Source organism: Agrilactobacillus fermenti, assembly GCF_047943045.1.
GTDB lineage: Bacteria > Bacillota > Bacilli > Lactobacillales > Lactobacillaceae > Agrilactobacillus > Agrilactobacillus fermenti.
Genome location: NZ_CP181347.1, coordinates 1,851,236 through 1,874,274, shown reverse-complemented (window position 1 = coordinate 1,874,274; position 23,039 = coordinate 1,851,236). Strand labels below are relative to the sequence as shown.

At 39.0% G+C, this 23,039-nt stretch carries 23 protein-coding genes; 14 read left to right on the top strand and 9 right to left on the bottom strand.

Annotation, left to right across the window (positions count from 1 at the left end; translation table 11 throughout):
- Positions 1 to 13: 13 nt before the first annotated feature.
- Both ACNAN0_RS09375 and pgmB read left to right on the top strand, forming a co-directional pair.
- Positions 14 to 2,281 (top strand): glycoside hydrolase family 65 protein, encoded by a 2,268-nt coding sequence (locus ACNAN0_RS09375; RefSeq protein ID WP_416353147.1) that lies wholly within the window; start codon positions 14 to 16, stop codon positions 2,279 to 2,281.
- Entirely contained in the window at positions 2,281 to 2,961 is a 681-nt protein-coding gene (gene pgmB / locus ACNAN0_RS09370; RefSeq protein ID WP_230912606.1) for a beta-phosphoglucomutase, read from the top strand. Before ACNAN0_RS09375 ends, pgmB begins: the two co-directional genes overlap by 1 nt.
- A gap of 56 nt (positions 2,962 to 3,017) precedes the next feature.
- Here the strand turns inward: pgmB and ACNAN0_RS09365 are convergent, their stop codons facing one another.
- The 3 genes from ACNAN0_RS09365 to ACNAN0_RS09355 all read right to left on the bottom strand — a co-directional run bounded on the left by ACNAN0_RS09365 (position 3,018) and on the right by ACNAN0_RS09355 (position 5,203).
- On the bottom strand, positions 3,018 to 3,755 hold the full coding sequence (locus tag ACNAN0_RS09365) for an ABC transporter permease (RefSeq protein ID WP_269073831.1): 738 nt from the start codon (positions 3,753 to 3,755) through the stop codon (positions 3,018 to 3,020).
- Complete coding sequence (locus tag ACNAN0_RS09360) at positions 3,756 to 4,325, bottom strand: hypothetical protein (RefSeq protein ID WP_416353146.1); 570 nt, start codon at positions 4,323 to 4,325, stop codon at positions 3,756 to 3,758.
- A 182-nt stretch (positions 4,326 to 4,507) separates the two neighbouring features.
- Positions 4,508 to 5,203 carry an ATP-binding cassette domain-containing protein gene (locus tag ACNAN0_RS09355; protein WP_230912609.1) on the bottom strand — a complete coding sequence of 232 codons (696 nt, stop codon included), beginning with the start codon at positions 5,201 to 5,203 and terminating at the stop codon, positions 4,508 to 4,510.
- 143 nt (positions 5,204 to 5,346) lie between these two features.
- Here ACNAN0_RS09355 and ACNAN0_RS09350 point away from each other — a divergent pair, with 143 nt between their 5' ends.
- From ACNAN0_RS09350 to ACNAN0_RS09335, 4 genes are all read left to right on the top strand, one after another.
- A complete protein-coding gene (locus tag ACNAN0_RS09350; RefSeq protein ID WP_416353145.1) occupies positions 5,347 to 6,033 on the top strand; it encodes a response regulator transcription factor in 687 nt (228 codons plus the stop codon).
- Complete coding sequence (locus ACNAN0_RS09345) at positions 6,023 to 7,027, top strand: sensor histidine kinase (protein ID WP_230912611.1); 1,005 nt, start codon at positions 6,023 to 6,025, stop codon at positions 7,025 to 7,027. The genes ACNAN0_RS09350 and ACNAN0_RS09345 overlap by 11 nt, the downstream gene beginning before the upstream one ends.
- A gap of 50 nt (positions 7,028 to 7,077) precedes the next feature.
- Positions 7,078 to 7,452, top strand: a complete 375-nt coding sequence (locus ACNAN0_RS09340) for an ATP-binding protein (protein ID WP_416353144.1) — start codon at positions 7,078 to 7,080, stop codon at positions 7,450 to 7,452.
- A 362-nt stretch (positions 7,453 to 7,814) separates the two neighbouring features.
- Positions 7,815 to 8,549 (top strand): sulfite exporter TauE/SafE family protein, encoded by a 735-nt coding sequence (locus ACNAN0_RS09335; protein ID WP_230912614.1) that lies wholly within the window; start codon positions 7,815 to 7,817, stop codon positions 8,547 to 8,549.
- Positions 8,550 to 8,675: 126 nt separating this feature from the next.
- Here ACNAN0_RS09335 and ACNAN0_RS09330 read toward each other — a convergent pair whose 3' ends face one another.
- Together ACNAN0_RS09330 and ACNAN0_RS09325 are read right to left on the bottom strand one after the other, a co-directional pair.
- Positions 8,676 to 9,632, bottom strand: coding sequence for a beta-galactosidase small subunit (locus ACNAN0_RS09330; protein ID WP_416353143.1), 957 nt, complete (start codon positions 9,630 to 9,632; stop codon positions 8,676 to 8,678).
- On the bottom strand, positions 9,619 to 11,529 hold the full coding sequence (locus ACNAN0_RS09325) for a glycoside hydrolase family 2 TIM barrel-domain containing protein (protein ID WP_230912616.1): 1,911 nt from the start codon (positions 11,527 to 11,529) through the stop codon (positions 9,619 to 9,621). Before ACNAN0_RS09325 ends, ACNAN0_RS09330 begins: the two co-directional genes overlap by 14 nt.
- 141 nt (positions 11,530 to 11,670) lie before the next feature.
- Between ACNAN0_RS09325 and ACNAN0_RS09320 the strand changes: the two genes are divergently transcribed.
- Complete coding sequence (locus tag ACNAN0_RS09320; RefSeq protein WP_230912617.1) at positions 11,671 to 12,477, top strand: AraC family transcriptional regulator; 807 nt, start codon at positions 11,671 to 11,673, stop codon at positions 12,475 to 12,477.
- On the opposite strand, the gene ACNAN0_RS09315 is transcribed toward ACNAN0_RS09320, so the two are convergent.
- Positions 12,470 to 14,401, bottom strand: coding sequence for a glycoside-pentoside-hexuronide (GPH):cation symporter (locus ACNAN0_RS09315; RefSeq protein ID WP_407929108.1), 1,932 nt, complete (start codon positions 14,399 to 14,401; stop codon positions 12,470 to 12,472). The two genes, ACNAN0_RS09320 and ACNAN0_RS09315, sit on opposite strands and share 8 nt — an antisense overlap.
- 508 nt (positions 14,402 to 14,909) lie before the next feature.
- Between ACNAN0_RS09315 and ACNAN0_RS09310 the strand changes: the two genes are divergently transcribed.
- From ACNAN0_RS09310 to ACNAN0_RS09290, 5 genes are all read left to right on the top strand, one after another.
- Positions 14,910 to 15,137, top strand: coding sequence for a hypothetical protein (locus ACNAN0_RS09310; protein ID WP_230912619.1), 228 nt, complete (start codon positions 14,910 to 14,912; stop codon positions 15,135 to 15,137).
- A gap of 114 nt (positions 15,138 to 15,251) precedes the next feature.
- On the top strand, positions 15,252 to 16,448 hold the full coding sequence (locus ACNAN0_RS09305; protein WP_230912620.1) for an NAD-dependent formate dehydrogenase: 1,197 nt from the start codon (positions 15,252 to 15,254) through the stop codon (positions 16,446 to 16,448).
- 287 nt (positions 16,449 to 16,735) lie between these two features.
- On the top strand, positions 16,736 to 17,455 hold the full coding sequence (locus ACNAN0_RS09300; RefSeq protein WP_416353142.1) for a hypothetical protein: 720 nt from the start codon (positions 16,736 to 16,738) through the stop codon (positions 17,453 to 17,455).
- Positions 17,456 to 17,739: 284 nt separating this feature from the next.
- On the top strand, positions 17,740 to 18,555 hold the full coding sequence (locus ACNAN0_RS09295; RefSeq protein WP_416353141.1) for a hypothetical protein: 816 nt from the start codon (positions 17,740 to 17,742) through the stop codon (positions 18,553 to 18,555).
- A 9-nt stretch (positions 18,556 to 18,564) separates the two neighbouring features.
- Positions 18,565 to 19,173: an ATP-binding cassette domain-containing protein gene (locus ACNAN0_RS09290; protein ID WP_416353140.1), complete on the top strand. Its 609-nt coding sequence runs from the start codon at positions 18,565 to 18,567 to the stop codon at positions 19,171 to 19,173.
- A gap of 148 nt (positions 19,174 to 19,321) precedes the next feature.
- Here ACNAN0_RS09290 and ACNAN0_RS09285 read toward each other — a convergent pair whose 3' ends face one another.
- Positions 19,322 to 20,518 (bottom strand): MDR family MFS transporter, encoded by a 1,197-nt coding sequence (locus tag ACNAN0_RS09285; protein ID WP_230912623.1) that lies wholly within the window; start codon positions 20,516 to 20,518, stop codon positions 19,322 to 19,324.
- 231 nt (positions 20,519 to 20,749) lie between these two features.
- Between ACNAN0_RS09285 and ACNAN0_RS09280 the strand changes: the two genes are divergently transcribed.
- Both ACNAN0_RS09280 and ACNAN0_RS09275 read left to right on the top strand, forming a co-directional pair.
- Positions 20,750 to 21,082, top strand: a complete 333-nt coding sequence (locus tag ACNAN0_RS09280) for an SdpI family protein (protein ID WP_230912624.1) — start codon at positions 20,750 to 20,752, stop codon at positions 21,080 to 21,082.
- A 3-nt stretch (positions 21,083 to 21,085) separates the two neighbouring features.
- Positions 21,086 to 21,259 carry a hypothetical protein gene (locus tag ACNAN0_RS09275; protein ID WP_230912625.1) on the top strand — a complete coding sequence of 58 codons (174 nt, stop codon included), beginning with the start codon at positions 21,086 to 21,088 and terminating at the stop codon, positions 21,257 to 21,259.
- A gap of 3 nt (positions 21,260 to 21,262) precedes the next feature.
- Here ACNAN0_RS09275 and ACNAN0_RS09270 read toward each other — a convergent pair whose 3' ends face one another.
- Positions 21,263 to 22,474, bottom strand: a complete 1,212-nt coding sequence (locus ACNAN0_RS09270; protein WP_230912626.1) for an MFS transporter — start codon at positions 22,472 to 22,474, stop codon at positions 21,263 to 21,265.
- Entirely contained in the window at positions 22,464 to 23,015 is a 552-nt protein-coding gene (locus ACNAN0_RS09265; RefSeq protein WP_230912627.1) for a flavodoxin family protein, read from the bottom strand. Before ACNAN0_RS09265 ends, ACNAN0_RS09270 begins: the two co-directional genes overlap by 11 nt.
- Positions 23,016 to 23,039 lie beyond the last annotated feature (24 nt).

Sequence of the window (23,039 nt, the reverse complement as noted above, 5' to 3'; positions counted from 1 at the left end):
GGAGGGGTATGAAATGCAAAGAATCTTTGATATTGATCCTTGGCACATTAGAACCAGTCAGTTTGATCCAGCGCAACGCCGATTACAAGAATCCATGACGAGCTTAGGGAACGGCTATATGGGCATGCGCGGTTTTTTCGAAGAACAATATAGCGGGGACAGTTTACCAGGTATTTATATCGGTGGCATCTGGTATCCAGACAAAACCCGGGTTGGCTGGTGGAAAAATGGCTATCCTGAATACTTCGGAAAGGTGATCAATGCCGTTAATTTTATCAAAGTTGAAATTTTGGTGAACGGCGAACCCTTAGATTTAGCTAAGGATACGATTACTGATTTTCAATTAGATTTGGATATGCGCCAAGGGCTATTGACGCGACGCTTCACTTTGATCCGTAACGATGTGAAATTAGCTTTTCAATTTGAAAGGTTTTTAAGTATTGCGACTAAAGAATTGGCGGCACAGCGTATTCAAGTGACTAATTTGAGCCAAGCGGCTGTTCATTTAGAGATCAATTCAGTACTGGATGCAGATGTATCAAATGAAGATGCGAACTATGGCACGCACTTTTGGACTGTTCAAGAATTACAAGCTCAAGCTACCCAAGGTTATTTGCAAACCGAGACCATTCCGAATGATTTTGGCACACCACAATTTGTGCTGGGGGTCTTAATGTCAAATGATTGTCAAGGTTTAGCCCCTCAAACTGGGACAGATAATGGTGTATCTGTAAGCAATCGTTTTGTTGGTGAGCTCGCTAGTCAAGGTCAGGCGACATTAGTTAAAAAGACGATCGTCACGACTTCACGAGATTATACGCGAGAGCAGTTGAAAACTCGAGCCGCAGAACTTTTGAAGACAGTAGCCAGTCAGAGTTTTGCGGCGCTATTGGCCGCTTCAGCTGAGCAGTGGGCGCAACGTTGGGCTAAGTCAGATGTGCAGATCAGCGGAGATGACGCTGCGCAACAAGGCATTCGTTTTAATCTATTTCAGCTGTTTGCTACCTATTATGGTGAAGATGCGCGGTTGAATATCGGTCCCAAAGGCTTTACTGGTGAAAAATACGGTGGTGCAACATACTGGGATACAGAAGGATTTGCTTTACCAGTTTACTTGGGCATTGCGGATCCTAGTGTCGCTCGCCACCTGTTACAATACCGATATGACCAACTATCAGGTGCTTTTCATAATGCCAAACAGCAAGGATTAAAGGGTGCACTATATCCAATGGTGACTTTCAATGGCATTGAAAATCATAATGAATGGGAGATCACTTTTGAGGAGATCCACCGTAACGGGACGATTGCTTATGCAATCTATAATTACACCAAATATACTGGTGATGAAACTTACCTTAAGGCAAAAGGTATTGATGTCTTAGTGGCTATTTCCCGTTTTTGGGCCGATCGGGTACATTATTCCAAACGGCGCGGAAAATATGTGATTCATGGTGTGACCGGGCCAAATGAGTATGAGAATAATGTCAATAACAATTGGTATACCAACTTCTTAGCCCAATGGACATTAAAATATACCTTGGCGCAGTTACCGAAAGTATCGGCTGAGAAGCAAACAGAATTGGCAGTTAGTGAAACGGAACAAGCACATTGGCGGGATATTGTTGATCGCATGTATTTGGGCGTGGATACTGAGACTGGCGTGTTCATTCAAAATGATGATTTCTTTGATAAAGATCTTCAACCAGTATCTACCATTCCGCGGGAACAGCGCCCAATCAATCAGCACTGGTCTTGGGATAAAATACTGCGGTCACCGTACATTAAACAAGCTGACGTGCTCCAAGGAATTTGGTATTTTATTGATGATTTTGATACTGAAACGAAGCGCAAAAATTTTGATTTCTATGAACCATTAACGGTCCATGAATCTAGTTTGTCACCGTCCGTTCATGCTATTTTAGCTGCTGATCTCCACGATGAAGCCAAAGCTGTAGAGATGTATGCTCGCACTGCGCGCTTGGATCTAGATAATTATAATAATGATACGGATGACGGCCTGCATATTACCAGTATGACTGGCAGTTGGCTTGCCATTGTTCAAGGTTTTGCAGGCATGCGTGTCCGTCAGGGGCAATTACACTTTGCACCATTTTTACCGCAACAATGGACGGGCTATGAATTTCGAATTTTATTCCGTGGCCGTTTGATTCAAGTATCAGTGACTAAAACTGGCAGTCAGTTAACGTTACTCCAGGGCGAACCAATTACCGTAGATTTAGCTGGTAAACCAATGAAATTAATCGCTAAGGAGGCTGACTAATGGCTGACTTCAAAACAATTAAAGGTTTTGCATTTGATTTAGACGGGGTAATCACAGATACTGCTCGATTCCATGCCCAGGCGTGGCATAAGACGGCTGATGCGGTCGGCACACCTTGGTCTGAGACTTTGGCTAATGGTTTGCGCGGCGTTAGTCGAATGGACTCACTAGAGCTTATTTTACGTACCGGTGGTCACGAACAAGATTACACGCAGGCGCAAAAAGAAGCGTTGGCACAACAGAAAAATGATAATTACCAGGCGCTGATCCAACAATTGACGCCCGCTGATATTTTACCGGGCATACTTCAATTTTTAGATGAATTGCAACAGGCGCACTATTTATTGTCGATTGCTTCTGCTTCTAAGAATGCGCCCTTTATCTTAGATAAATTAGGTATAGCGGATCGCTTTGACGGTATTGTGGATCCCAATACGCTGCATCAAGGTAAACCAGACCCTGAAATATTTATTCGTGCTGCCGAAATCATTCATTTACCGCCAACGCAAGTGATCGGTATTGAAGATGCTATTGCTGGTATTGCTGCTATCAATGCTGCCGGTGAAGTTTCAGTTGGCATTGGGGACCCGCAAGTATTATCAGCAGCCAATATTAATTTCAAAGATACCCAAGCATTGACGCTAAAGCACATTCAGCAAAGCGTATATTTTCAATCATAATTAAAAGCTGCTCACTAACTTGATTCGTGTCAAGGTAGTGAGTAGTTTTTTTATGATTATTTTCTGAGAATGGATACACAAGAAAAAAGTAAAATAAAAAAGATAATTAGAGGAGACACGAGGTATAAAAAGCCCAAAAAGATATGTTCATTGAAAAGCACGATTAAATCAAAGTAACTGATTGAAATAAGGCGGCTTCCCCACGTAAATGGAAAAAATGGCCAAATATCGTTGCCTAATGCTGTAAGACCAATAATAGCAGTTAGTAATGAGGTGGCTAATCCAAAGAAAAACATTGTAATAAAACGACATAAAATACTTAAGAAGAAGCATAGAACAAACCAAGTCATAAAAGCACACCAAATTAATGTAAAACTGTAACTAAAACCACTGACATAAAAAGCTATTGGCACATTAAAAGCGATTTTAAGTAATATGATCGTGAGACTGATATTGAATAAGAATGAACCACTAATGGTTAAAAATGAAAAAGCAAATTTTGCCGATAATAGGAGATAATAATGTCGGTTTAAACCTAAAATATTGTTAAATTGATTTGCATCTTGTTCAATTTGGCTTAATAAAGCTAAGGTAAAACTAAGCATAAATGGGAGTAGAAAGTTTATAACTGCAAAATAATTAAAGCAAAAATGGTTTATGGAGACCTTTTGCTGTGATAAAAAAAGGTAACTAAAAATGAATAAATTGAATAAAATTGGTGCACTGAATAGCATTAATTTAAAAACTGATCTTTTGGTTTTAAGCCATTCTGCACTAAGTAATGAACATATCATCTAATCAATTTTCCCCCGTGTTCTAGATAAAATTAACGGTACACTTGCGTAAAGTATGAAAAAAACAATAGTTGCAAGGCAAAGACTAGGTGGAATTATTGTAGGTGTATCAAGGAGATCGCCTTTTTGCATTAGGGTACCATTGGGATTAGTTTTAATAATCGGCGTAATTAGACGTAATGACCAGCTCCAGGGATTAAGATACCAATATGCCTTTTTAATCGTGAAAGCAGCAGCAACCAGTCCTATCAAATTCGTAATAACTGAAAGAATAGGCATGGTTAACTGTGAAATCAGAAGGGAGAGCGGGATGATGAATAATGTTGTAAGCCAGAGAATGAGCGATGTTAGTAAAACGGGACCTGTGATGATGTTTTCTGAATCATAGATGATATGCTCTAGAATTATAGTCAAAATAGCTACCAAGCTATTAGCAACAAATGAGTAGATGACTAAAGTAACGATTTTTGCGCGCCAAAAGATATTTTGCTTTAACAAATAAATATAATTGTAAGTATGTGCTTCTTTTTCTCTTTGAACAGTTTGATAGCTTAAAATTGTTAAGCCCATTGGCAAAAAAAAGTGCCGGCCACCAATTATATGTTAATGGCACAAATAAATTAGTATCAAAATACATAAATCGTGAAAATGGGATACATAGAAGAGTAATGAGCAGTGGGAAAAACACTGGAAAGAAATGACTGAAAGATCTTTTTCCTTTGTAGTATTCAGCAATAATATAATCTATCATTTTAGATTGCTCCAGTGTGCTTTGAGTTTAGTGTTGTTAGGAAGAAATCTTCTAAGTTGGTATTATCTGGTAGTTTTCCCTCATATTTCAGCAGACCGCCATTTAAAATACAGATATCATTTGTTATATGTTGGATTTCATTTAAATTATGACTAGAAATGATCACAGTGATGCCTAGGCTAGGCAGAGACTTAATTAAGTCTCTGAGTTTTTTTATGTTAAGTGGATCTAAACCATTCGTTGGTTCATCTAAAATTAGTAAATTCGGTTCACCGATAAGTGCCGAGGCAATACCTAGACGTTGTTTCATGCCTAAAGAGAATTTGGCAACGGTCTTTCTTCCTGTGTTTTCTAAGTCTACTAAACGTAGGACCTTGTGTATTTGACTCTTTTTAAGCCCTAATAATTTTACCAGAACTAAGAGATTCTCTTCGGCTGTTAGGTTTTTGTATAGTGCCGGTGTTTCAATTAATGCGCCAATTTTTAGTTTATGGTGCGTTTCAGTGATAAAACAGATATTTCCATTGGTTGGTTTGATACTACCTGTAAGCATTTTTAAAATGGTCGATTTTCCAGCACCGTTTGGGCCTACCAAGCCATAGATCGAATTTTTTCTAACATTGATAGAAAGGGCAGCAACAGCAACTTGGGTACCGAATCTTTTTGTTAAATTAACCGTTTTTAGTATGAGTTCCATTTGATTTTTACTCCTTACTTGATTATGTAGATTAATTTAACAGTGAACCATAAAGTTTTTATAAACTAAAAACCATTAATTTAGAGCTGATTTGTGGGGATGTGTTTGGTAGAATCTAATTACTAAGAAGTGGGTGTGTTTAGATGACCAGGATTATTTATGTTGACGATGATATCCAAATTACGAAATTAGTGAGGCAATATTTAGAAATGAGCGGCTACATCATAACGATTGTCCATTCGTTTCAAGAACTGGATGGCATTGATATTTCCCTTTTTGACCTAATGCTGCTAGATGTCATGTTGCCTGATATTAACGGTATTGATATTTGTGAACGTATCCGTGATGCCGTTTCGTACCCAATTATTTTTATAAGTGCTTTAGGCCTTGAAGAAGATATTATTCAGGGCCTAGAAAGTGGTGGTGATGATTACATTACGAAGCCGTTTAGCTTAAAACAACTTAAAGCAAAGATTGATAGTCACTTAAGAAGAGAAAACAGAAACCATGAGCTTAAGAAAAGGATTAGAACACAAAATGTTGTTTTAAATAAAGAAAAAAAACAAATTATTATTAACGATATGATTGTCATGTTTCCAAAAAAAGAATACTTGGTTGTAGAAAAATTGATTAGTAATATTGGAAATGTCATTAGTAAAGACCAAATTTTTGAAACTGTTTGGAGATTTAATAGTGAAAGTGATATCAGTACAGTTATTGAACATATTAAAAAAATCAGAGCTAAATTAGCTGAGTATGATGACGAATTTACTTATATACAAACTAAATATGGACTAGGATATATTTGGGAGCCAAAATATGAGAAATAACTATTCACTTAAACGATCATTTAGCTTGCTAGTAGTGAAAGTAGTTATTTCAACAGTATTATCAATTGCAATGGTTCTGATTGGGTGGTTCCTGTGGTTGTCGATTTTTCCTAGAAATTATTATGATAAAATTTATGCACCGAATTTTTTAAATAATGTAAAAAAAGAAATTCCTAATCTATTATCGACAAGAACCAGCATGTTACAGGAAAAAGATTCGAAATTTCAATATTTAATTTTAATTGATGGCAGAAAAGTGGTTAAAAGTAGCGATTTTCCAAAATCTAAAATTAGGTTAACCAAGATATCTAGCGAGACAAACTCATTTGTGGAAAATCACAAGGTATATGTTTTTGAAAAGCTTGATCAGAATCCAAGTGTCAAAGTGATGATGATTTATCCAGCTTTTTCGACTGGAAATCCATTCGTGGATTATTTGAATATATTATTTCAGTATTTTATAGTGGCAAGTCCATTTATTTTCTTTATTGTCTTCCTTAGTTTTTTTACGTCTAAGTTGTACAAAAATATTCGGTGGAAATTTAGAATCATCGAATCTCACTTGGCAAACATTGAAGCGGGTGATTTATCACAACCCTTGCCTACTTTCTTAGATAATGAATTTGGTGAATTATCTAGGCAAGTAAATCAAATGAGAATAGAATTGAAGAATTTGCTAGACGACTCTCAACAGAAAGCAGTCGTTCAAAAACATCTATTTTCTTCAATTGCTCATGATGTTCGAACACCACTAACTGTGATCAATGCTGAAACTGAAATGCTTGAACTTTTGTCGGAAAATACAGAAATAAAAAGAACGTGTGCCGTTATTACATCGGAAGTTTCTAAAGTGGATCAATTATTAACGGAATTGCTTAAAATGGCGCGATTAAACATGGATAGCTATACTTTGAATTGTAAGAAAGTTGATATAAACGATTTTTTACACGAAGTATTCGCAGAATTCTCAGGATTGTTTGAATCTAAAAAATAAATATTGAAGTTGGCTATAATGACAGTCCAGTAGCTGCTTACGTTGATACAATGATGTTTACAAGAATTGTGCAAAATATTCTTAAAAATGCTGTTGAACATGTTGATCAAGAGGGAAAGATTATATGTTCAGTCGTTGAGTTTACATCAGAAGTTGCGATTACTATTAGCAACACAGGCTCACTGTTCTCTAATGATTATTTGAAGCAAAAATTTATACCATTTCGTGTCAACAAACAACAAGATGGAAAAGAGCACTTCAGTTTGGGTCTCTATATGTCAGATTTGATGATTAAAAAAATGAAAGGCAGAATTATTCTGAAAAATGAAAATGAGCAAGCAACTGTCAGTATTTATGTAAAAAAGGCACAGGTAGTTACTGATCCAGACACGTTAACCTTGGAAAACAGCGGACGTAATTTTTGATACAACAGGTGTCCAGTCTTTGTTACACCAAAGTGAGGTATTTTTGAAAACAAATGGTATTTTATTTTCTTCAGCAATCAATGATTATATAGCCCAAAGGCCAGATATTCAGGTTCAGTTTTCAAATCGACCATTAGCTCCCAGTGGTTATCAACAAATACTAGAACTGATTGCCAAAAAGCAATTGCAGCCCTTTATTGACCGGATCTTGCCATATACAGAAATTCAGACAAGTCGCGACTGCCAGGAAAAAAGGGCCGGGTGCTCATTAAATTCGACCAGGAATAAAGGGTGAGTTTTTGCATCAAACACACTCAAAACGATATAGTATAACTAAGTATAAATAGATTGAGGTTTTTGACATGGAGATTGCATTAGTTGTTTTGATCGTTTTGTTTGGGGCTTTGATGCGTACTGTTTTTGGATTTGGTGAAGCACTGGTGACCATGCCGCTTTTAGCCTTGATTAGTTTTGATTTGAAAACATCGATTGCGTTGATCGGGGCGCTGGGGTTATTAGTCGCTTTACCCGCAACAATTAGGTATCGGGAACATATCAATTTTGCGGTGGTGCGGCGCCTAGTGACCGGTTCAATTTTCGGTGTACCAGTAGGCATTTTACTGATCACCTATGTGAAAACCAGTTGGATCATGCGGGGCTTAAGTATTTTCCTTGTACTTTATGGTACTTATAGTTTGATTAAAGTTTTGCGTCAGCATCAAAGTAAACCACATTTGCAAGCTGATGCTTGGGATTATTTGGCAGGGCTGATCTCAGGTATTCTCGGCAGCGCCTATAATAGTCACGGGGTGCCGATTGTGGTGTATGGCGCGCTGAAGAAATGGCCGGTTAAAGAACTACGTGGCATTTTACAGGCACATTTCTTATGCGTTGGTGTCATTGTCGTTTTCAGTCATGTGGTATCTGGCTTTTGGAGCTTGGAAGTGGTTAAAATTCTGTTGATTTGTCTACCATTGTTAGTATTCACCATTTGGTTAGGCAATTGGTTGACTTATAAAATTAATAATCAACAAATGGTAAAGTATATTTATGGATTATTGATTGTTTTTGGGCTCATTTTGTTTGTCCGCGCGTGAGGTTGTTTTTGCAATTGTCAATTATGTGGGTTATTTTGGGGTACCAAAGAGGCTAATACTTTCGGATCAGTCCGAAGATATTAGCCTCTTTGGTAGATTTTAAAACTTTTACAGTAGTCGAAAATATCAAACGCCTGCGATATTGAAATCAAAGATAATATCTTGATCACCAGGAATTCTATAAGCCGGAGCCACGTCAGCACCCCAACTATCAATTCCCCCCACACCCCGAACGGCACCTAAAATGGTAACGACGGTACGCCGAGGCAAAGGCAGATCCTCTTGATGACTGGCATTTTCTAATTCTAAAGCGGTGTATGGTAAGGCGCTAAAAGCAAAAGGTTTTTGCCCTTGACTAAATTTCAGTTGAAAGGGTATCCGATTGAGGTCACTGTTATCTTTAGTAGATTGTCGGCTGATTTGGAGCCAATGGCTGGCCATGTGAATCCCATTATCTTGAGGTACTAAATACGGCGTAACAGGCAAGCCTTGAATCTGATAAGTACCAGAAACACCGCCAGCCATGCGATCGGGATAAGTTTCACCAGATAAGCCGGCATATTTAAAGCCAGTGGCTAAAGTGGGCATGACAAATTCCAAACCAAAGCGTGGCAATTCCGGTAATTGGCGGTTACCGTGGTAGTGGGCTTGAACATGGAGCTGTCCTGTGGATCGTACAGTATAAGTGACGGTTACTTGGGTTGTTGGTACGGTCGGCGTTTCATAAGTAAAACTAATTTGGATTTCTTCAGCAAACTCTTGGGCAGTATAGCGGTTATTCGCGGGTGCCAAAGGTAAGGAGATGGGCTTTTGGTTAACTTGTAAGGCAATCTCCTTGACGACACTGAATAGTTCCGCACCCAGCCACTGTGATGCTTTTTGAGGAAAGCCATTGCCGCGATCATTATCTGTACTAGCCCGCCAAAAAGTTGGTTTTGGTTCTCGGTACAACCATTCTTTACCGGCATAGACCAAAGATTCCAGACCCCCACGACTGTAGTTAAAAATATAATGACAATTGGGTCCGGTTACACCCAAGGTGCCATCGCCATAAATAATCTGTAAAGGTTTAGAATTTGCCATAATAATAACGTACCTCCTGCATAGCTGGTTTTTCAGTTCGATCGGCGAACAATAGACCATCACCAGAAAACGCATAATCTGATGGTCGGTCATCAAAGTCACCGCCATAACGGAAAACGGTTTGACCACTGATTTCATCTTTTACCGCAATGGCTTGATCGATAAAATCCCAAATGAATCCACCTTGGAACATCGGATATTTAGTCAATAAAATCATGTAATTTTGAAGGCCACCTACAGAATTACCCATGCTATGCATGTACTCGCAGAGAATAAAAGGCTTTGATGGGTTATTTTGCAAATAGGTCTCAATTTCATCAGGACTAGCGTACATGCGACTTTCCAAATCGGAAATACGATTTTTAAATTCAGGTCGGTGGAAGACACCTTCATAGTGAACCAAGCGACTGGGATCTTGCTGCTTATAATAAGTTTCCATGGCAGCAATGTCTGTACCGGCATAAGATTCATTACCCAAAGACCACCATAGAATACTAGTGTGATTCTTGAGCCATTGGTAATTGTTTTGAGCACGATCCAAAACCGCTGCTTGCCACTGAGATAGGTTGCCAGGAACATTATCTGAAGGTTCTACAACACCTAATTTTTGCCAAGTGCCATGACTTTCTAGATTATTTTCTGCCATTACATAGATGCCCTGCTGATCACAACGATCATACCAGGTCAAGTGATTGGGGTAGTGACTAGTCCGGACGGCATTGATATTGTTAGCTTTCATGATGGCTATATCCTGATCCATGTTGGCGGAGGTGATCACCCGGCCAGAAGTCGCATTCCATTCATGACGATTGACGCCTTTAATAATTAGACGTTGACCATTGAGCAGCATAACTTTATTAGAATTGATTTCAATTCGACGAAAACCAAAGACCATGGGAATTACTTCTAGAACGTGTCCGGTGGCATCATGCAGCGTAATTTGCAGTTGATATAAATAAGGCTCATCATTGGACCACAACCGAATTTGTTGGAAAGTTGTTTGTGCTAAAATACCAGATTGAATTTGATCCAAAGATGTGACTGTCTGCCAGAGTGACTTTCCCGTGGCATCTTTAACCGCTACAGCAGCGGTGACACCTGCTAAAGTGCCCACAGTTTGAGCTTGTATCGTAAGTGTACCACTTTGTAAATCGGATGATGGGACAGGGCGTAGGCTAATATCTTCCAAGTGGACCTGAGGTTGTGCTAGCAAAGTCACGTCCCGGAAAATACCAAAGAAGCGAAACATATCTTGGTCTTCTAAATAGCTGGCAGTGCTGGCATTGAATACAGCTACCGCCAAAACATTGTCATCCTTGGCTAAATAGGGCGTTAAATCGAATTCGTGAGGACTGAAACTATCTTCAGCATACCCTAGAAAATGTCCGTTGAGCCAAAGATACATAGCAGTCTGAACCCCTTCAAAGCGGACGCGCACAGTCTGGTTCTGCCAAGCAACAGGGACGTGAAAATGCTTACGATATTGACCGACGGGATTATCTGGCGCTTGACTAAATTGACCTTGGGCATCTTGTTTGGAAGCGGTGGTAAAAGCTGGCCGACGGAAGTGATGGCCCTCCCAGGGATATAAAGTGTTGATATAATGAAATTTGTGATAACCAGCAAATTCAATCAGCCCTGGGACTTGGATATCATCCCAATTAGAGCTGTCAAAAGTCACTTCGGCAAAATTCTGGCTGATTTGACGAGGGTCTTTGGCATAGTTAAATTGCCAATGACCATTTAGACTCTTTCGAAAACTGCTTTGTTGGGCAGCCGCTTCTTGGCTGGAGCGGTACCAGCAATGATCGCTATGAGCTGGAAGAGCATTAACACGAAAGACTTGAGGATCATCCAGCCACTTGAGATTCGGCTGGTGTTGATTTTGTTGAGACATTTTTGAAACTCCTTTGTAATTAAGAATCAGTCAAGCAAGTTAATTATAATTGTATAATAGTTTAGGAATCATAAATTGGCAGCGTTAACAAATGAGCTTAATCTTATTGCTGACAACATAATAGTGAATGGGGTAGTATTTATGCGGATCGCTTTTAATAGACCAACTCAGGATTTTCCCTTGTATTGCGATAGTATTGGTTATCACTGGCAGCAAGGTCCGATGATTCGGAAAAACGGTTATTATGCTTTTCATTGGTTACAGTCTGAGGTAGGGACTGGTGTCGTTGAAGTTGAAAATCAAAAGATCGTCTTAGCACCAGATCAAGGCATATTTTTGTTGAAAGGTGTACCCCACCGCTATATGTCACAAAATTCTAGGCAGACTTGGCAAACAGCATTTTTTACTTTTGATGGGACTTTAGCGAGAAGTTTGATTACTTATTTAGGGGTCACTAAGTATCTTTACGTGCCTAAACCTTCTGCAGAGTTGCTGGCATTTCCGATGCAAAAGTTCGAGGCTTTTAATCAGCACAGTATTGCGGCAATTCTGGATCAATCTACTGAGATTTATCGCTTCGTAATGCTGTTGAAACAAAATGAAGCTTTAAAGGCTTTTAATCGGCAGAATAAAGAGATTACCATGCCAATTATTGAGTATATCAATCAGCATTATGCTCAGCATATTACCAATCAGGCCTTAGCTGCCGTGACTCAGTACTCTATTACTTATCAGAATCGGATTTTTAAACAAATTTATCACATCACGCCATTACAATACTTAACCAATTATCGCTTGCAGAAAGCTCGTGAACTGTTGTTGGCTAAACCAGAATGGGAAGTAAAACATATCAGTTTAGCCGTGGGGTTCCAAGACACTTCTCAATTTATTCATCAGTTCAAAAAAGTTTATCGAGTCACACCACAACAGTTTAAGAAATTTATTTAAACTTATTTTCTGTTGTCTTCGAATTAAGCTTGTAACGAGTTTTCAGTAATTCGTCACCCGTTTGGACCACCGCTTGATCAGTGTATGTTATGGTTTGAATTTGACTCGTTTTTGTTAGTAAAACAATCACATCATCTTTGTACCCACTTTGTTCAATCTTATCCCGGTCAAATTCTATTAATAAGTCACCTTTTTTAAAAGTCTGCAGCTCATCGAAATGAGTGATGAAGCCTTGTCCTCGCATATTAACAGTCCCTAAGCCTATGTGAATTAAAATTTCTAGGCCATTACTGGCACGGAGGCCAATCACCTGTTTGGTTGTAAACAATAGGAGTAAACGACCGTCAAAAGGCGCATAAATTTTACCTTCTGTTGGTTTGATACCAATACCTTTGCCAACAATACCAGTATGATTCATCTCGTCAGTAATGTTGCTAAGCTTTTCAACAACACCACTAACAGGGGCACAAACAGTCGTCTCAATGGTGGTTGGTGTAACTGAGACGATTGGGCCCTCTTTACTGCTTACTTCAGTGATACCTTCATTAGCCAATTTATTTTGCAATTCGATAACAATTTCAGCATGACGTTTTTCAGAAACTTTTACTTTTAATACATAAATAATTAGTGCCAATATGTGTAGTAACAAGCCAGCCCAGAAAGCAACTAACTTGAATAAGGAAATTCCACTAGATGTCATGGAAGCTGCCGTCGCAGTACCAGTCATGCCAGCGGCTACAGCAACCAAACCAATGATCTCAGTGCTGATGGCACTGGATAATTTGTCCAACATGGGCCGGATTGCTAGAGTAACTGCTTCATTACGCGTACCGTTTTTCAATTGACCATATTCAATAGTGTCGGTTAGAGTTAAGATGACTGCCATGAAGATGAATCCTTGAGGGACGTAATATAAGACCATAGCGGTGATAACCATTGGCAAACTGTCTGTGGAGATGATTAAAAGAACATACGCTAATATCATACTGCACATACTGACAGCATAGATGGTTTTGCGGCTAACCCATTTATTGATAACTGGGAAAAGTGGTGAGGTAAAAAAGCCAGCAATGGTTGGAATCGCTCCGGTTATCCAAAATAGATCGGGGCGGCCTACGACATATTTGAACATGTAAAACATTAAACCTGCCGTCGCAGCATTTCCAAAGCCGTATACTAAATAGGGTAATGCAGTCCATAACATCTGATCATTATGGGTTAGCGCATGGACGAGTTCTTTAAGACTTGTTTTTTTCTTAGTGATTTGACGAACGGCACTTTGTTTTTCGTGAGTACCAAAAGCAACAGTTAATGAGAAGATAATCGCCGCAGCGGCAATGATTATTGCAAAAACAGTCCAACCTGGTTGGCCTTCATTACTTTTACCTGTAAACAAAAAGGTAAAATAAGTTACAATCGGAACAATAATCATTGTGACAATGTTTTGGCCAAAGCTAGTAAAGTTGGCTGCAGCGGTGTAGAGGGAACGTTCACGACTATCTTCAGTTAAGGCTGGCACCATGCCCCAATATGAAACATCCCGAAAAGAGTAAAATATATCAAAGGCAATAAAAGTAATGATAAAAAGTATGGTAAATAGGGTAAAGTTTACTCGAGACAAGCCAAAAATACCTGTAAATAAAACAACAAGTAGAATTGAAGAAGCAATCCCAGCACCGATTAACCAAGGTTTAAATTTACCGATTCTGGTATTGGTATTGTCGACGATATTACCAATGATCGGATCAAAAAATATTTCAGCAACCCGAATAATGGCGATTAATGTGGTAATCATAGCAATTAATTTGTTTGTTTCGGCTTTAGATACGCCAGTGAACATAGCGCTGGTAATATATAACATGAAGTAAGTACCAAAGGTCATATAAACAGCTGAGCCACCAATATTCCCAGAAGCAAAAGCGATTAATGAACTGAGTTTACTAAATTTTTTCTTCTTTGAAGTATGTTGAGTTGTTGTATCCAACAAAAAGCCCCCTTATATATAATGACCTGTAAAACGCTGTCATTATTTGTGACACTCAAACTATGAATTTATTAAATTGTCAGTCTATACTTTTTAAGCAGCCTATTGATTGATAAAGGACACAGAAAGCCTGTGTTTGTAGCATTTCACGATGCATCGTTGTTTTTAGTATAGAATGAAAGGGGTTTTATAAATGAGATTATTTGGTTATAAAATATGTACTTTTGACCTTTTTACTGCTACATATGAAATCATTTTTGATTAACAGATGGTAAAGTATGTTTATGGATTATTGATTATTTTTGGGATCATTTTGTTTGTTTGCGTGTGAGGTTAGTAGAGCAGTTGTCAATTGACGGCTGTTTTTTTGTGCTACAATCGAGTTGAAAAGTTGAAAAAAATATATTCAAATGATGTCAATTGATAACCAATAAAGAAGCGATTAATTATGGGCGAATTAATATTAATTGGGATAGCACTCTTATTTCTTGTAATTGGGTTTAAAATTTATCATGGTAAATGGTTACATCTTCTTGCTGGCAATACATTTGGTGATGCTGATGAGTATTTACGTACGAATAAAAAATATCGTTGGTTTGGAATTGGTATGCTGATCGTAGGTTTAGCGGCATTAATCATTTCAGTCATACTTTTTATCATATTTGGATTCAGATAGTATGCGAGTGATAGCCGTATGATATTTTATTAAGTTTACAATAATTGAAAACGATTACTTTTGTGCTAGAATTTAGGTGTATCTTGATACAGCTAGTCAAAGGGGGATCGTTTTATGACAAAAGTATTAGCAGTTTTATATCCAGATCCTGTAACGGGTTTTCCGCCAAAATATGTACGGGACGATATTCCCAAGATTACCCATTATCCAGATGGATCATCAGTACCCACACCAGAAAATATTGATTTTAAGCCTGGTGAACTGTTGGGCAGTGTTTCCGGTGGGTTAGGTTTAAGAAAATATTTGGAATCTCAAGGCATCGAATATGTGGTCACTTCGGACAAAGAAGGACCAGATTCGGTTTTTGAAAAAGAGCTGCCGACAGCTGATGTCGTGATTTCACAGCCATTTTGGCCAGCGTACTTAACCGCTGAACGCCTGGATAAGGCTAAAAATTTAAAGTTGGCGATCACCGCTGGAATCGGGTCGGATCATGTGGACTTAAACGCAGCCAATGAGCACAATGTAACTGTGGCTGAAGTGACTTATAGCAATAGTATCAGTGTCGCTGAAGCTGAAGTGATGCAATTATTGGCGTTAGTACGTAACTTTATCCCTGCGCATGATATCGTGCGTGATGGCGGGTGGAATATTGCTGATGCCGCTTCACGGGCTTATGATATCGAAGGCATGACGGTTGGTGTGATTGGCGCTGGCCGAATTGGTCGCGCTGTTTTGGAACGGCTAAAACCTTTTGGTGTAAAGTTAGTTTATAACCAGCGGCATCAGTTACCAGCAGACGTTGAACAAAGTTTAGGTTTAACTTATTATCCTGATGTGCATGAAATGGTTAAGATCGTTGATGCAGCTGTCTTGGCGGTACCGCTACATGCCCAAACTTACCATTTATTTAATGATGACGTCATCAATACGATGAAACGTGGCGCCTACATTGTGAACAATAGCCGTGGTGAAGAAGTTGATCGCGACGCCATTGTGCGGGCATTGAAATCTGGACAATTAGGTGGTTATTCTGGCGACGTCTGGTATCCACAACCTGCACCTAAAGATCATCCTTGGCGGACAATGCCTAACGAGGCAATGACCCCACATATGTCTGGGACGACCTTGTCAGCACAAGCACGCTATGCTGCTGGAACGCGGGAGATTTTAGAAGCCTTTTTAGAAAACAAACCCATTCGGCCAGAATATCTGATTGCTCAGGATGGCCACTTAGCTGGTACTGGTGCGAAGGTTTATACCGTTCAAAAAGGCCATGAAACGCCAGGCAGTGGGCAAAAAGATTCATAATAGCTTCGGACAAGAACGTGATATAAAAAATGCCGATCGCCTTAATGCTTACGGAATTCATGGTTAGGCGATAAGCATATAGCGTGCATTTGAAATTAAGCTATTTGTGACTAATAGAAGTCGGAGACAAGATGTTAGTTTTGTCCCGACTTTTTATATGCAGCTATACAGGATTTTATTTTAAAGAAGGTCTTAATTGTTTTAAAAAAGCTAACGTCTTACACTTAGCCTAGAAGCAGGTTAATGAAAGAGCTCACAAGACTCAATTTGACTGTGAGGTAGTCGTTATGAGTTTAGGTCTGTGGCTAAAATATAAATGGCGAAATGATTATCGATCCGTTTGGCAGAATTTTCATTTAATGACACTTACGGATCAGTCCAAATATTTCAACTTATATCGATTAGGCTTGCGGATAGTTGGGCTGGGTGTTTCATGGTTACTCGGCTTTGGCTTCATGTTTTTAGAACATCAAATTTTACAATTCACAATATTTACCAGCTGGATCGGCTATTTTACGATTTTTTATATTTTGACACCTTACTTTGAGCGTCAAATTGCTTATCAGCAAATTAGTGACACTGAATTAAATTTTTTAAAGTCGCTTTTAAAACTGACCAAAGTTCAAGGCGAGCATTTACGCTTGATTTACTTTATTGAGTACGCACTCTTTAACACCTTTCTTAGTGAGCTGCTGACAATTGGTGGTGCAAGTATGGCTTTGAAAACACCAGTGTTTGTCACGATTTTGATTGCCATTCAAGGCATTCTTTTCCATTTTATTTTACTGTTCTTTTTTATGATGGTTCATGAAATTGCGGTATTCGCAAACGTTAAACATTTTTGGCTAAGATATGGTATTTTCGGTCTAGGCTTTGTTTTGCTTGTGGTAGTTGTCAAAATCAGCTCGTTTATGGCTAAAAATATTGGGCTATTTATTACAAATAACGGGCTTCATCTTGCTGGTGCTTTCAAGGCGCTGCTGTTAAGCGGAAATCAGTTGTTGTAGCTGTCAATACTTGGTATCCTGGCGCTCTTGTAATTCGAAATGCTTTCGAACCAAATCTGATTGATAGTTTCAAGATTCTAGTTTTCTTATTGGTAATAGTCAGTCTTAGCTATGTCTTAGCAAACCAGGTAAGCAGCTATAAACAACGAAGTTTTGTGATCACAAATCAGCCCATATTTTTAGACCAATGGCTACTCAACCGATTTAAAACTGTCCAAAACACATTGTTTTATGTTTACTTGAAGGAAATGTTTATAGGCAAGCTCGGTGCACGGCGCAGGTATATGCTTCGAACGCTCTTATTAATGATTGGTATGTTTATGATGACGCACAGTATAACGGGGTTGTCGGGAAAATTATTTTTAACTTTTATAACAATTATGGGACTATTATTTTGGAATCATAAAGATACTTATGTGGAACAAATCCTCGGATTTAATGCGCCTGAAATTTTACTACTGGCCAATGTTTCCAACTTCACTTTTCTTTTAAATAAAGTCATTGCCGGGATAATCGTACGTTATTTTGAAGTCATAAGTATAGTTGCTTTTGTGGTGGGCTTGTTACCAAGTGCTTCGATTATTTTAATTATGATAACTTTGGCGTTGATCATGATGCTGGGGCAGTTAGGTATTCAAATCTTAACTAGTCCGTATTTACAAGTACTGCCATCAAATAATCAATGCATAAATCGGGATATCTCCCGCATTCGCAGTCGAATTGGTCAACTTATAAGACTGCCGATTATGTTTAGTATGGTTTTAGCATTGAGTCAATTCCAGTCCCTGACGCAACCCATAATTTTGGGCGCCATTGGATTGTTTTTGCTTATCAGTGATGCAATGATCATTGTATTTTTAATGATTAATAAATATCTGAATTTGTCTCATCGACACTTGATTTTATTTGGTGTTCTGAGTTTGGGCGGTGCGTTGGTACTGGCTTTGAACCAAGTACAATTATTTCAAAATCAAAGCAGGGTAGGGCTGGTCTTGGTTGGCCTTTATTTGATCAGACTTTATGTCTTACTTTGGACGTTAAGCCGGCAGGGACACTTCCCAGTAGTTATGGCGCGGAATTTGAGCGAAAAAAGTAAGTAGGTGACGATTATGATTCGCTTAGATGCAGTTTCCTTGACGTTAGGCCATACAAAAATCTTGAATCGCTGTAGTTGGTCTTTCCCGGACACAGGTCTATTTCTATTGAATGGGCCTAACGGTATTGGCAAGACAACATTATTTAGATTACTGATGCAAGACGTGGTGGCTGACACTGGTAAAATTATTTTTACAAATGCTAGCGATGATATTTATCTGGTACCGCATGAGCCTTTCATGTATCAGCAGCTAACGGGTAAAGAATTTTTAGAATTGATTTATAAGGTACGACATCAGTCCGCAAAGCATCAGATCAATATTTGGCAGTTGTGTCAGCGAGTTCATTTAAGCCAATTTTTAGATGACCAAATAAGGACTTATTCACAAGGCATGATCAAAAAACTGGCCCTAATTGCGGCCATTGCGGCCAATGCACAGGTGTTATTGTTAGATGAGGTCTTTAGTGGCATAGATAGCACTTCGATTCCGGTCTTTGTAGATCAGTTGAACCAGTTGAAATTGACACATCTTATTATTTTAGTGACCCATCAAGCAACCATACTTCAGCTGATCTCAGCACCACGATTGACAATTAAGGACGGCCAACTAAGTGATGGTTGAAAATCCTTGTGTCACACTCAGCTAAAAATATAATAAAAGGCCAAGTGAATTGCGGTGTCTAAATTTAAATTGTGCGTAAAGCGACGCAATAAGATCAAAATAATTGTCGTGACCAGCAGAAAAGCCACCTATCCGTTATATCTAAAAATTATGGCACCTTGAGGTGATCGTAATAGGTCAAGTGGTGCTGGACGAGATGCCAGACCAAAAAGATACCAAGCCAAACGAACATAATGGTACTAAGGGCAATGATAAACAGATGCATATAAGAAAAGTGTTCGATAATGATGCCACCTAATAAGGGTCCTAATGCCCGGCCAGCAGCACCGAAAGCGTTTAGCAGACCCTGATATTTTCCCTTACTGGCCGTGGGTGTCAGTAAGTTAACAAGTGCTGGAATGGCTGGAAAGGCAGTGGCTTCCCCAATGGTCAAAATAATCATGGCGAGTACAAAACTTGAATAACCCTTGGCAAAAATCAAACTGCCGAAGGAAAGGGCAACCATAAAGATACCGAATTCGATTTGGATAAATAAATTTTGAAAATGATGGCCTAGCCAATTTAGCAGTAATTGAATGATGACGATCAAGCCAGCGTTTAACGTCCACAACAAACTGTATTTACTTAATGGAATATGTAATGTCGTCATATAAACCGAAAGATTTGAGACCCATTGTTGGTACATGATCCAAATCAACAGCAATGCAATCAAAAAGGTTAGCACCAACCAGTGATTCCCCTTGGGCAAGGCTACAACTGGTTTTTTTGTATTGGACTTAGCATGATGTCGCTGTATATGCGCGATGGGGCGATAAGTGATGGCGACAATTAAGTAGAAAAAAATAAAAAGGACCAAGGCAATGATGAATAACCAGGTCACCCCAAAGCTATAAACGTAGCCGACCAATGAGGCACCTAGGACGGCCCCAAGATTTTGGGCAAAATAAAGCATATTAAATACATAACGGCCATCATGGTTATGAATACTGGTTCCAATCGCATTGACTAGCGTCAGGTTCCAGCCTTGACCTAAACCTAATGTAAAAAGTAATACCCCAAAAATAGGCCAGTTATGCCAAAAGACTAAGGCTAATAAGCTGGACATCGTCAGTAAAATACCACTTAGAAGCAAGCGATAAGGGTTGTAATGATCATAAAGATAACCGCCAAGGTAATCACCAATCACACTTGCCAAAGAATTAAAGAGTAGTACAAGACCCACCAGAGTTAAGTTGATGCCTAGGCGATTATGGAGGTAAACGCTGGTTAGTGGCCAGATAAAACTCATACCCGTACTACTCAAAAGGGCGCCTGCTAGTAACCAGGGTAATTTGATTTCTCGCACAACCTCATACCTTTCTAATTAATTTACCATCTATTATAGGCGCTTAAGTATCCGTGTGCGACAACAGAATGAAACCGAAAACGCTTCAATTAATTCTTGAAACGCAGTTCAACCGTAAATAGGCGTAATAACGTAATAAATAGCTTATTGAAAAATTTCGATGGCAATTTTATTAGAAACGTGTAGAATGAGCACTGAAAAATCAAGTTTATGAATTATGAGGTGATTATAATGTGGTTATATCGTAGTGTTGCTGTCTTTCTAGTCGTTGTCATGTTCTTTCGCTTGATACATACGCCCAAATATCATGATAGTGGACATAATCATGTTGGATTCCGAACACCAGCGGCGCAAGCAGATCCTAGAAGCTGGTTGATCGCTCAAAAATTTAGTGCCGCTTATGGTTTATTAACGAATTTGGCTCTGGTTGCGTTGTTCTTTTGGAATCGGCAAATGACTTTGAAACTAGCCGGTTGGTTGGTTCTTTTTTCAGTAGGCTCTTTATTCATTTTAACGGAAATTGTGGTCCGTTTAGCCAAGCATATGCGTCAATCTCAGGTGTAGCCTATGAAAAAACAAAAAACGCCTTTATGGATCCCCAAACATTTTGGCTTTGGGATTCAGTTGAATCCGGATAATCCATTGGGCCGTAAATTACGGAAAATTATTTTGATCAGCGTGATTGCCTTTTTAGTTGTGGCATTTTCTATCGCTTTTTACCAGCAAAGTCAGGGATATTGAATATTACGGTTCGGTCGTTCTTTTGGCTTTTAAAGTGAGGACGCTTGCAATGATGCCAAGGCTCATAATGAAACTCATACATAAGAAGCCAAAGTTAGCACCAAATTTATCATTAGTGAGCCCCATTGTTGTAGAGGCAAAGATATTCATAAACTGAGCGAGTCCATTCCACAAAGAAGTCACACGGCCCATAAAGGGCGGCTTAACGATTTTCATTAGAGCAGTATTTGTCACTACTCTTAAAGCAGAATTGGAAAAGCCAAGGCCAAAGGTACTCAGGAAAAGTAGACCGATAAAATGCCAGAAATATAAGCTGATAAGTACCAAAGTGGCGAGTGAAAACAACATGATCATTAACGGCTTTTGTCTAAAGTGTGCAATTAACCCACTTGTGATTAATCCAGCGCCAAGGCCACCAATGCCGTAAAGCATATCAGCAGTACCATAGACGACGCTGTTGGTTTTCAGAATCGTATAAACGTAATCTGGTGAGGAAACATTGAAAAGCTGTGTCACAATTAATGGCAGGATTGATAACAAACCAAGGCTGATGATCGTTTGATGATGGCATACATAAGATAATCCCTTTTTGAGACCTGAGTTTTGTGCGTCGTTGGTATTGACTGGTTGCTTGTCTTTAGTGACGTTCAAAATCAATAAGCTTGCGATGACAAAAACTAAAATATTAACAACCAAAACAACTAGGAATCCAGCATAATGTAAGATAATACCGGAAATTGCGCCAGCCATGAACATACCGACTTGAAGTGAGATTTCAATAAATGAATTTGCCGTGCCTAAATATTTTAGGGGCATAATAACTTGAATAAAACTTCGTGAGGCTGACATGTATGTGATCCATCCAGCGCCGGTAATGATTGACAAAATAAACATAAGCCATATATTAAAGCCTGTTAAATAAAAGATCCCTGCAATCAGTATCATCGGGATGGCTCGGCCCACGAATGACCATAATATGACATTTCTGCGTGAGTATTTGTCGGTGAGCGCACCAGCTAAGGGCGCCATCAAAAAGCCGGCCAACACGTTGATGGTTAAATAAAGCCCGACTAATTTGCTGGTATGGGTTTGTTGCAGCATGTACCAGTTGGCGCCTACGGTCGTCATGCCGACCCCAAACCCAGAAATAATGTCAGCTAGGAAGAAGTTCCTAAATCTTTTTGAAAAAAGCAAGTGTATGTGGTTATGACGCATAGCAGGCCTCAAGGAACTTGTGGTTCAGAAAGTCCAGTTTGTTAATGGCTAATTGATCGTGGGCTATATCTAAGGGGCGATTGGCTGTTCCGATAACATAGTCCGTAAAACGCCAATTCCAGAATTGACAAATATATTCAAATTGCTGAATTGTCGGTAGGCCTTTGACATGGGGATTATCACCGCCAACAAGCAATAAGTAAACGATTTTATTTTTGATTTTTTGCCGCAAGTCAGGCACCGTTGCCAAACTTTGTGACCAACGATCAATAAAATTTTTTAACAATCCTGAAGGACCGTACCAATAAATTGGGGTGGCAAAGACCAAAACATCGGCTGCTAGTAATTTGTTGAACGCTGCTAGATAGTCATCTTTAGTAAATTGCCAGGCTAAGCCGCTGTGTCTTTGATCTATGATTGGGTTGATTTGATATTGGTTAAGATCAATACAGTCATGTGGCAGGCCCTTAAGCAATCGATCAGCCATGAATTTGGAATTGCTATCTTGTCTGCTACTCGAATTAATTTCTAAAATAACCATGATGTTCACTCCTGTTCGTAGTTT

Coding starts and splice junctions, on each gene's coding strand:
- ACNAN0_RS09375 (WP_416353147.1), top strand. CDS start 14: ATGCAAAGAATCTTTGATATTGATCCTTGGCACATTAGAACCAGTCAG.
- pgmB (WP_230912606.1), top strand. CDS start 2,281: ATGGCTGACTTCAAAACAATTAAAGGTTTTGCATTTGATTTAGACGGG.
- ACNAN0_RS09365 (WP_269073831.1), bottom strand. CDS start 3,755: ATGATATGTTCATTACTTAGTGCAGAATGGCTTAAAACCAAAAGATCA.
- ACNAN0_RS09360 (WP_416353146.1), bottom strand. CDS start 4,325: ATGGGCTTAACAATTTTAAGCTATCAAACTGTTCAAAGAGAAAAAGAA.
- ACNAN0_RS09355 (WP_230912609.1), bottom strand. CDS start 5,203: ATGGAACTCATACTAAAAACGGTTAATTTAACAAAAAGATTCGGTACC.
- ACNAN0_RS09350 (WP_416353145.1), top strand. CDS start 5,347: ATGACCAGGATTATTTATGTTGACGATGATATCCAAATTACGAAATTA.
- ACNAN0_RS09345 (WP_230912611.1), top strand. CDS start 6,023: ATGAGAAATAACTATTCACTTAAACGATCATTTAGCTTGCTAGTAGTG.
- ACNAN0_RS09340 (WP_416353144.1), top strand. CDS start 7,078: ATGATGTTTACAAGAATTGTGCAAAATATTCTTAAAAATGCTGTTGAA.
- ACNAN0_RS09335 (WP_230912614.1), top strand. CDS start 7,815: ATGGAGATTGCATTAGTTGTTTTGATCGTTTTGTTTGGGGCTTTGATG.
- ACNAN0_RS09330 (WP_416353143.1), bottom strand. CDS start 9,632: ATGGCAAATTCTAAACCTTTACAGATTATTTATGGCGATGGCACCTTG.
- ACNAN0_RS09325 (WP_230912616.1), bottom strand. CDS start 11,529: ATGTCTCAACAAAATCAACACCAGCCGAATCTCAAGTGGCTGGATGAT.
- ACNAN0_RS09320 (WP_230912617.1), top strand. CDS start 11,671: ATGCGGATCGCTTTTAATAGACCAACTCAGGATTTTCCCTTGTATTGC.
- ACNAN0_RS09310 (WP_230912619.1), top strand. CDS start 14,910: ATGGGCGAATTAATATTAATTGGGATAGCACTCTTATTTCTTGTAATT.
- ACNAN0_RS09305 (WP_230912620.1), top strand. CDS start 15,252: ATGACAAAAGTATTAGCAGTTTTATATCCAGATCCTGTAACGGGTTTT.
- ACNAN0_RS09300 (WP_416353142.1), top strand. CDS start 16,736: ATGAGTTTAGGTCTGTGGCTAAAATATAAATGGCGAAATGATTATCGA.
- ACNAN0_RS09295 (WP_416353141.1), top strand. CDS start 17,740: ATGCTTCGAACGCTCTTATTAATGATTGGTATGTTTATGATGACGCAC.
- ACNAN0_RS09290 (WP_416353140.1), top strand. CDS start 18,565: ATGATTCGCTTAGATGCAGTTTCCTTGACGTTAGGCCATACAAAAATC.
- ACNAN0_RS09280 (WP_230912624.1), top strand. CDS start 20,750: ATGTGGTTATATCGTAGTGTTGCTGTCTTTCTAGTCGTTGTCATGTTC.
- ACNAN0_RS09275 (WP_230912625.1), top strand. CDS start 21,086: ATGAAAAAACAAAAAACGCCTTTATGGATCCCCAAACATTTTGGCTTT.
- ACNAN0_RS09270 (WP_230912626.1), bottom strand. CDS start 22,474: ATGCGTCATAACCACATACACTTGCTTTTTTCAAAAAGATTTAGGAAC.
- ACNAN0_RS09265 (WP_230912627.1), bottom strand. CDS start 23,015: ATGGTTATTTTAGAAATTAATTCGAGTAGCAGACAAGATAGCAATTCC.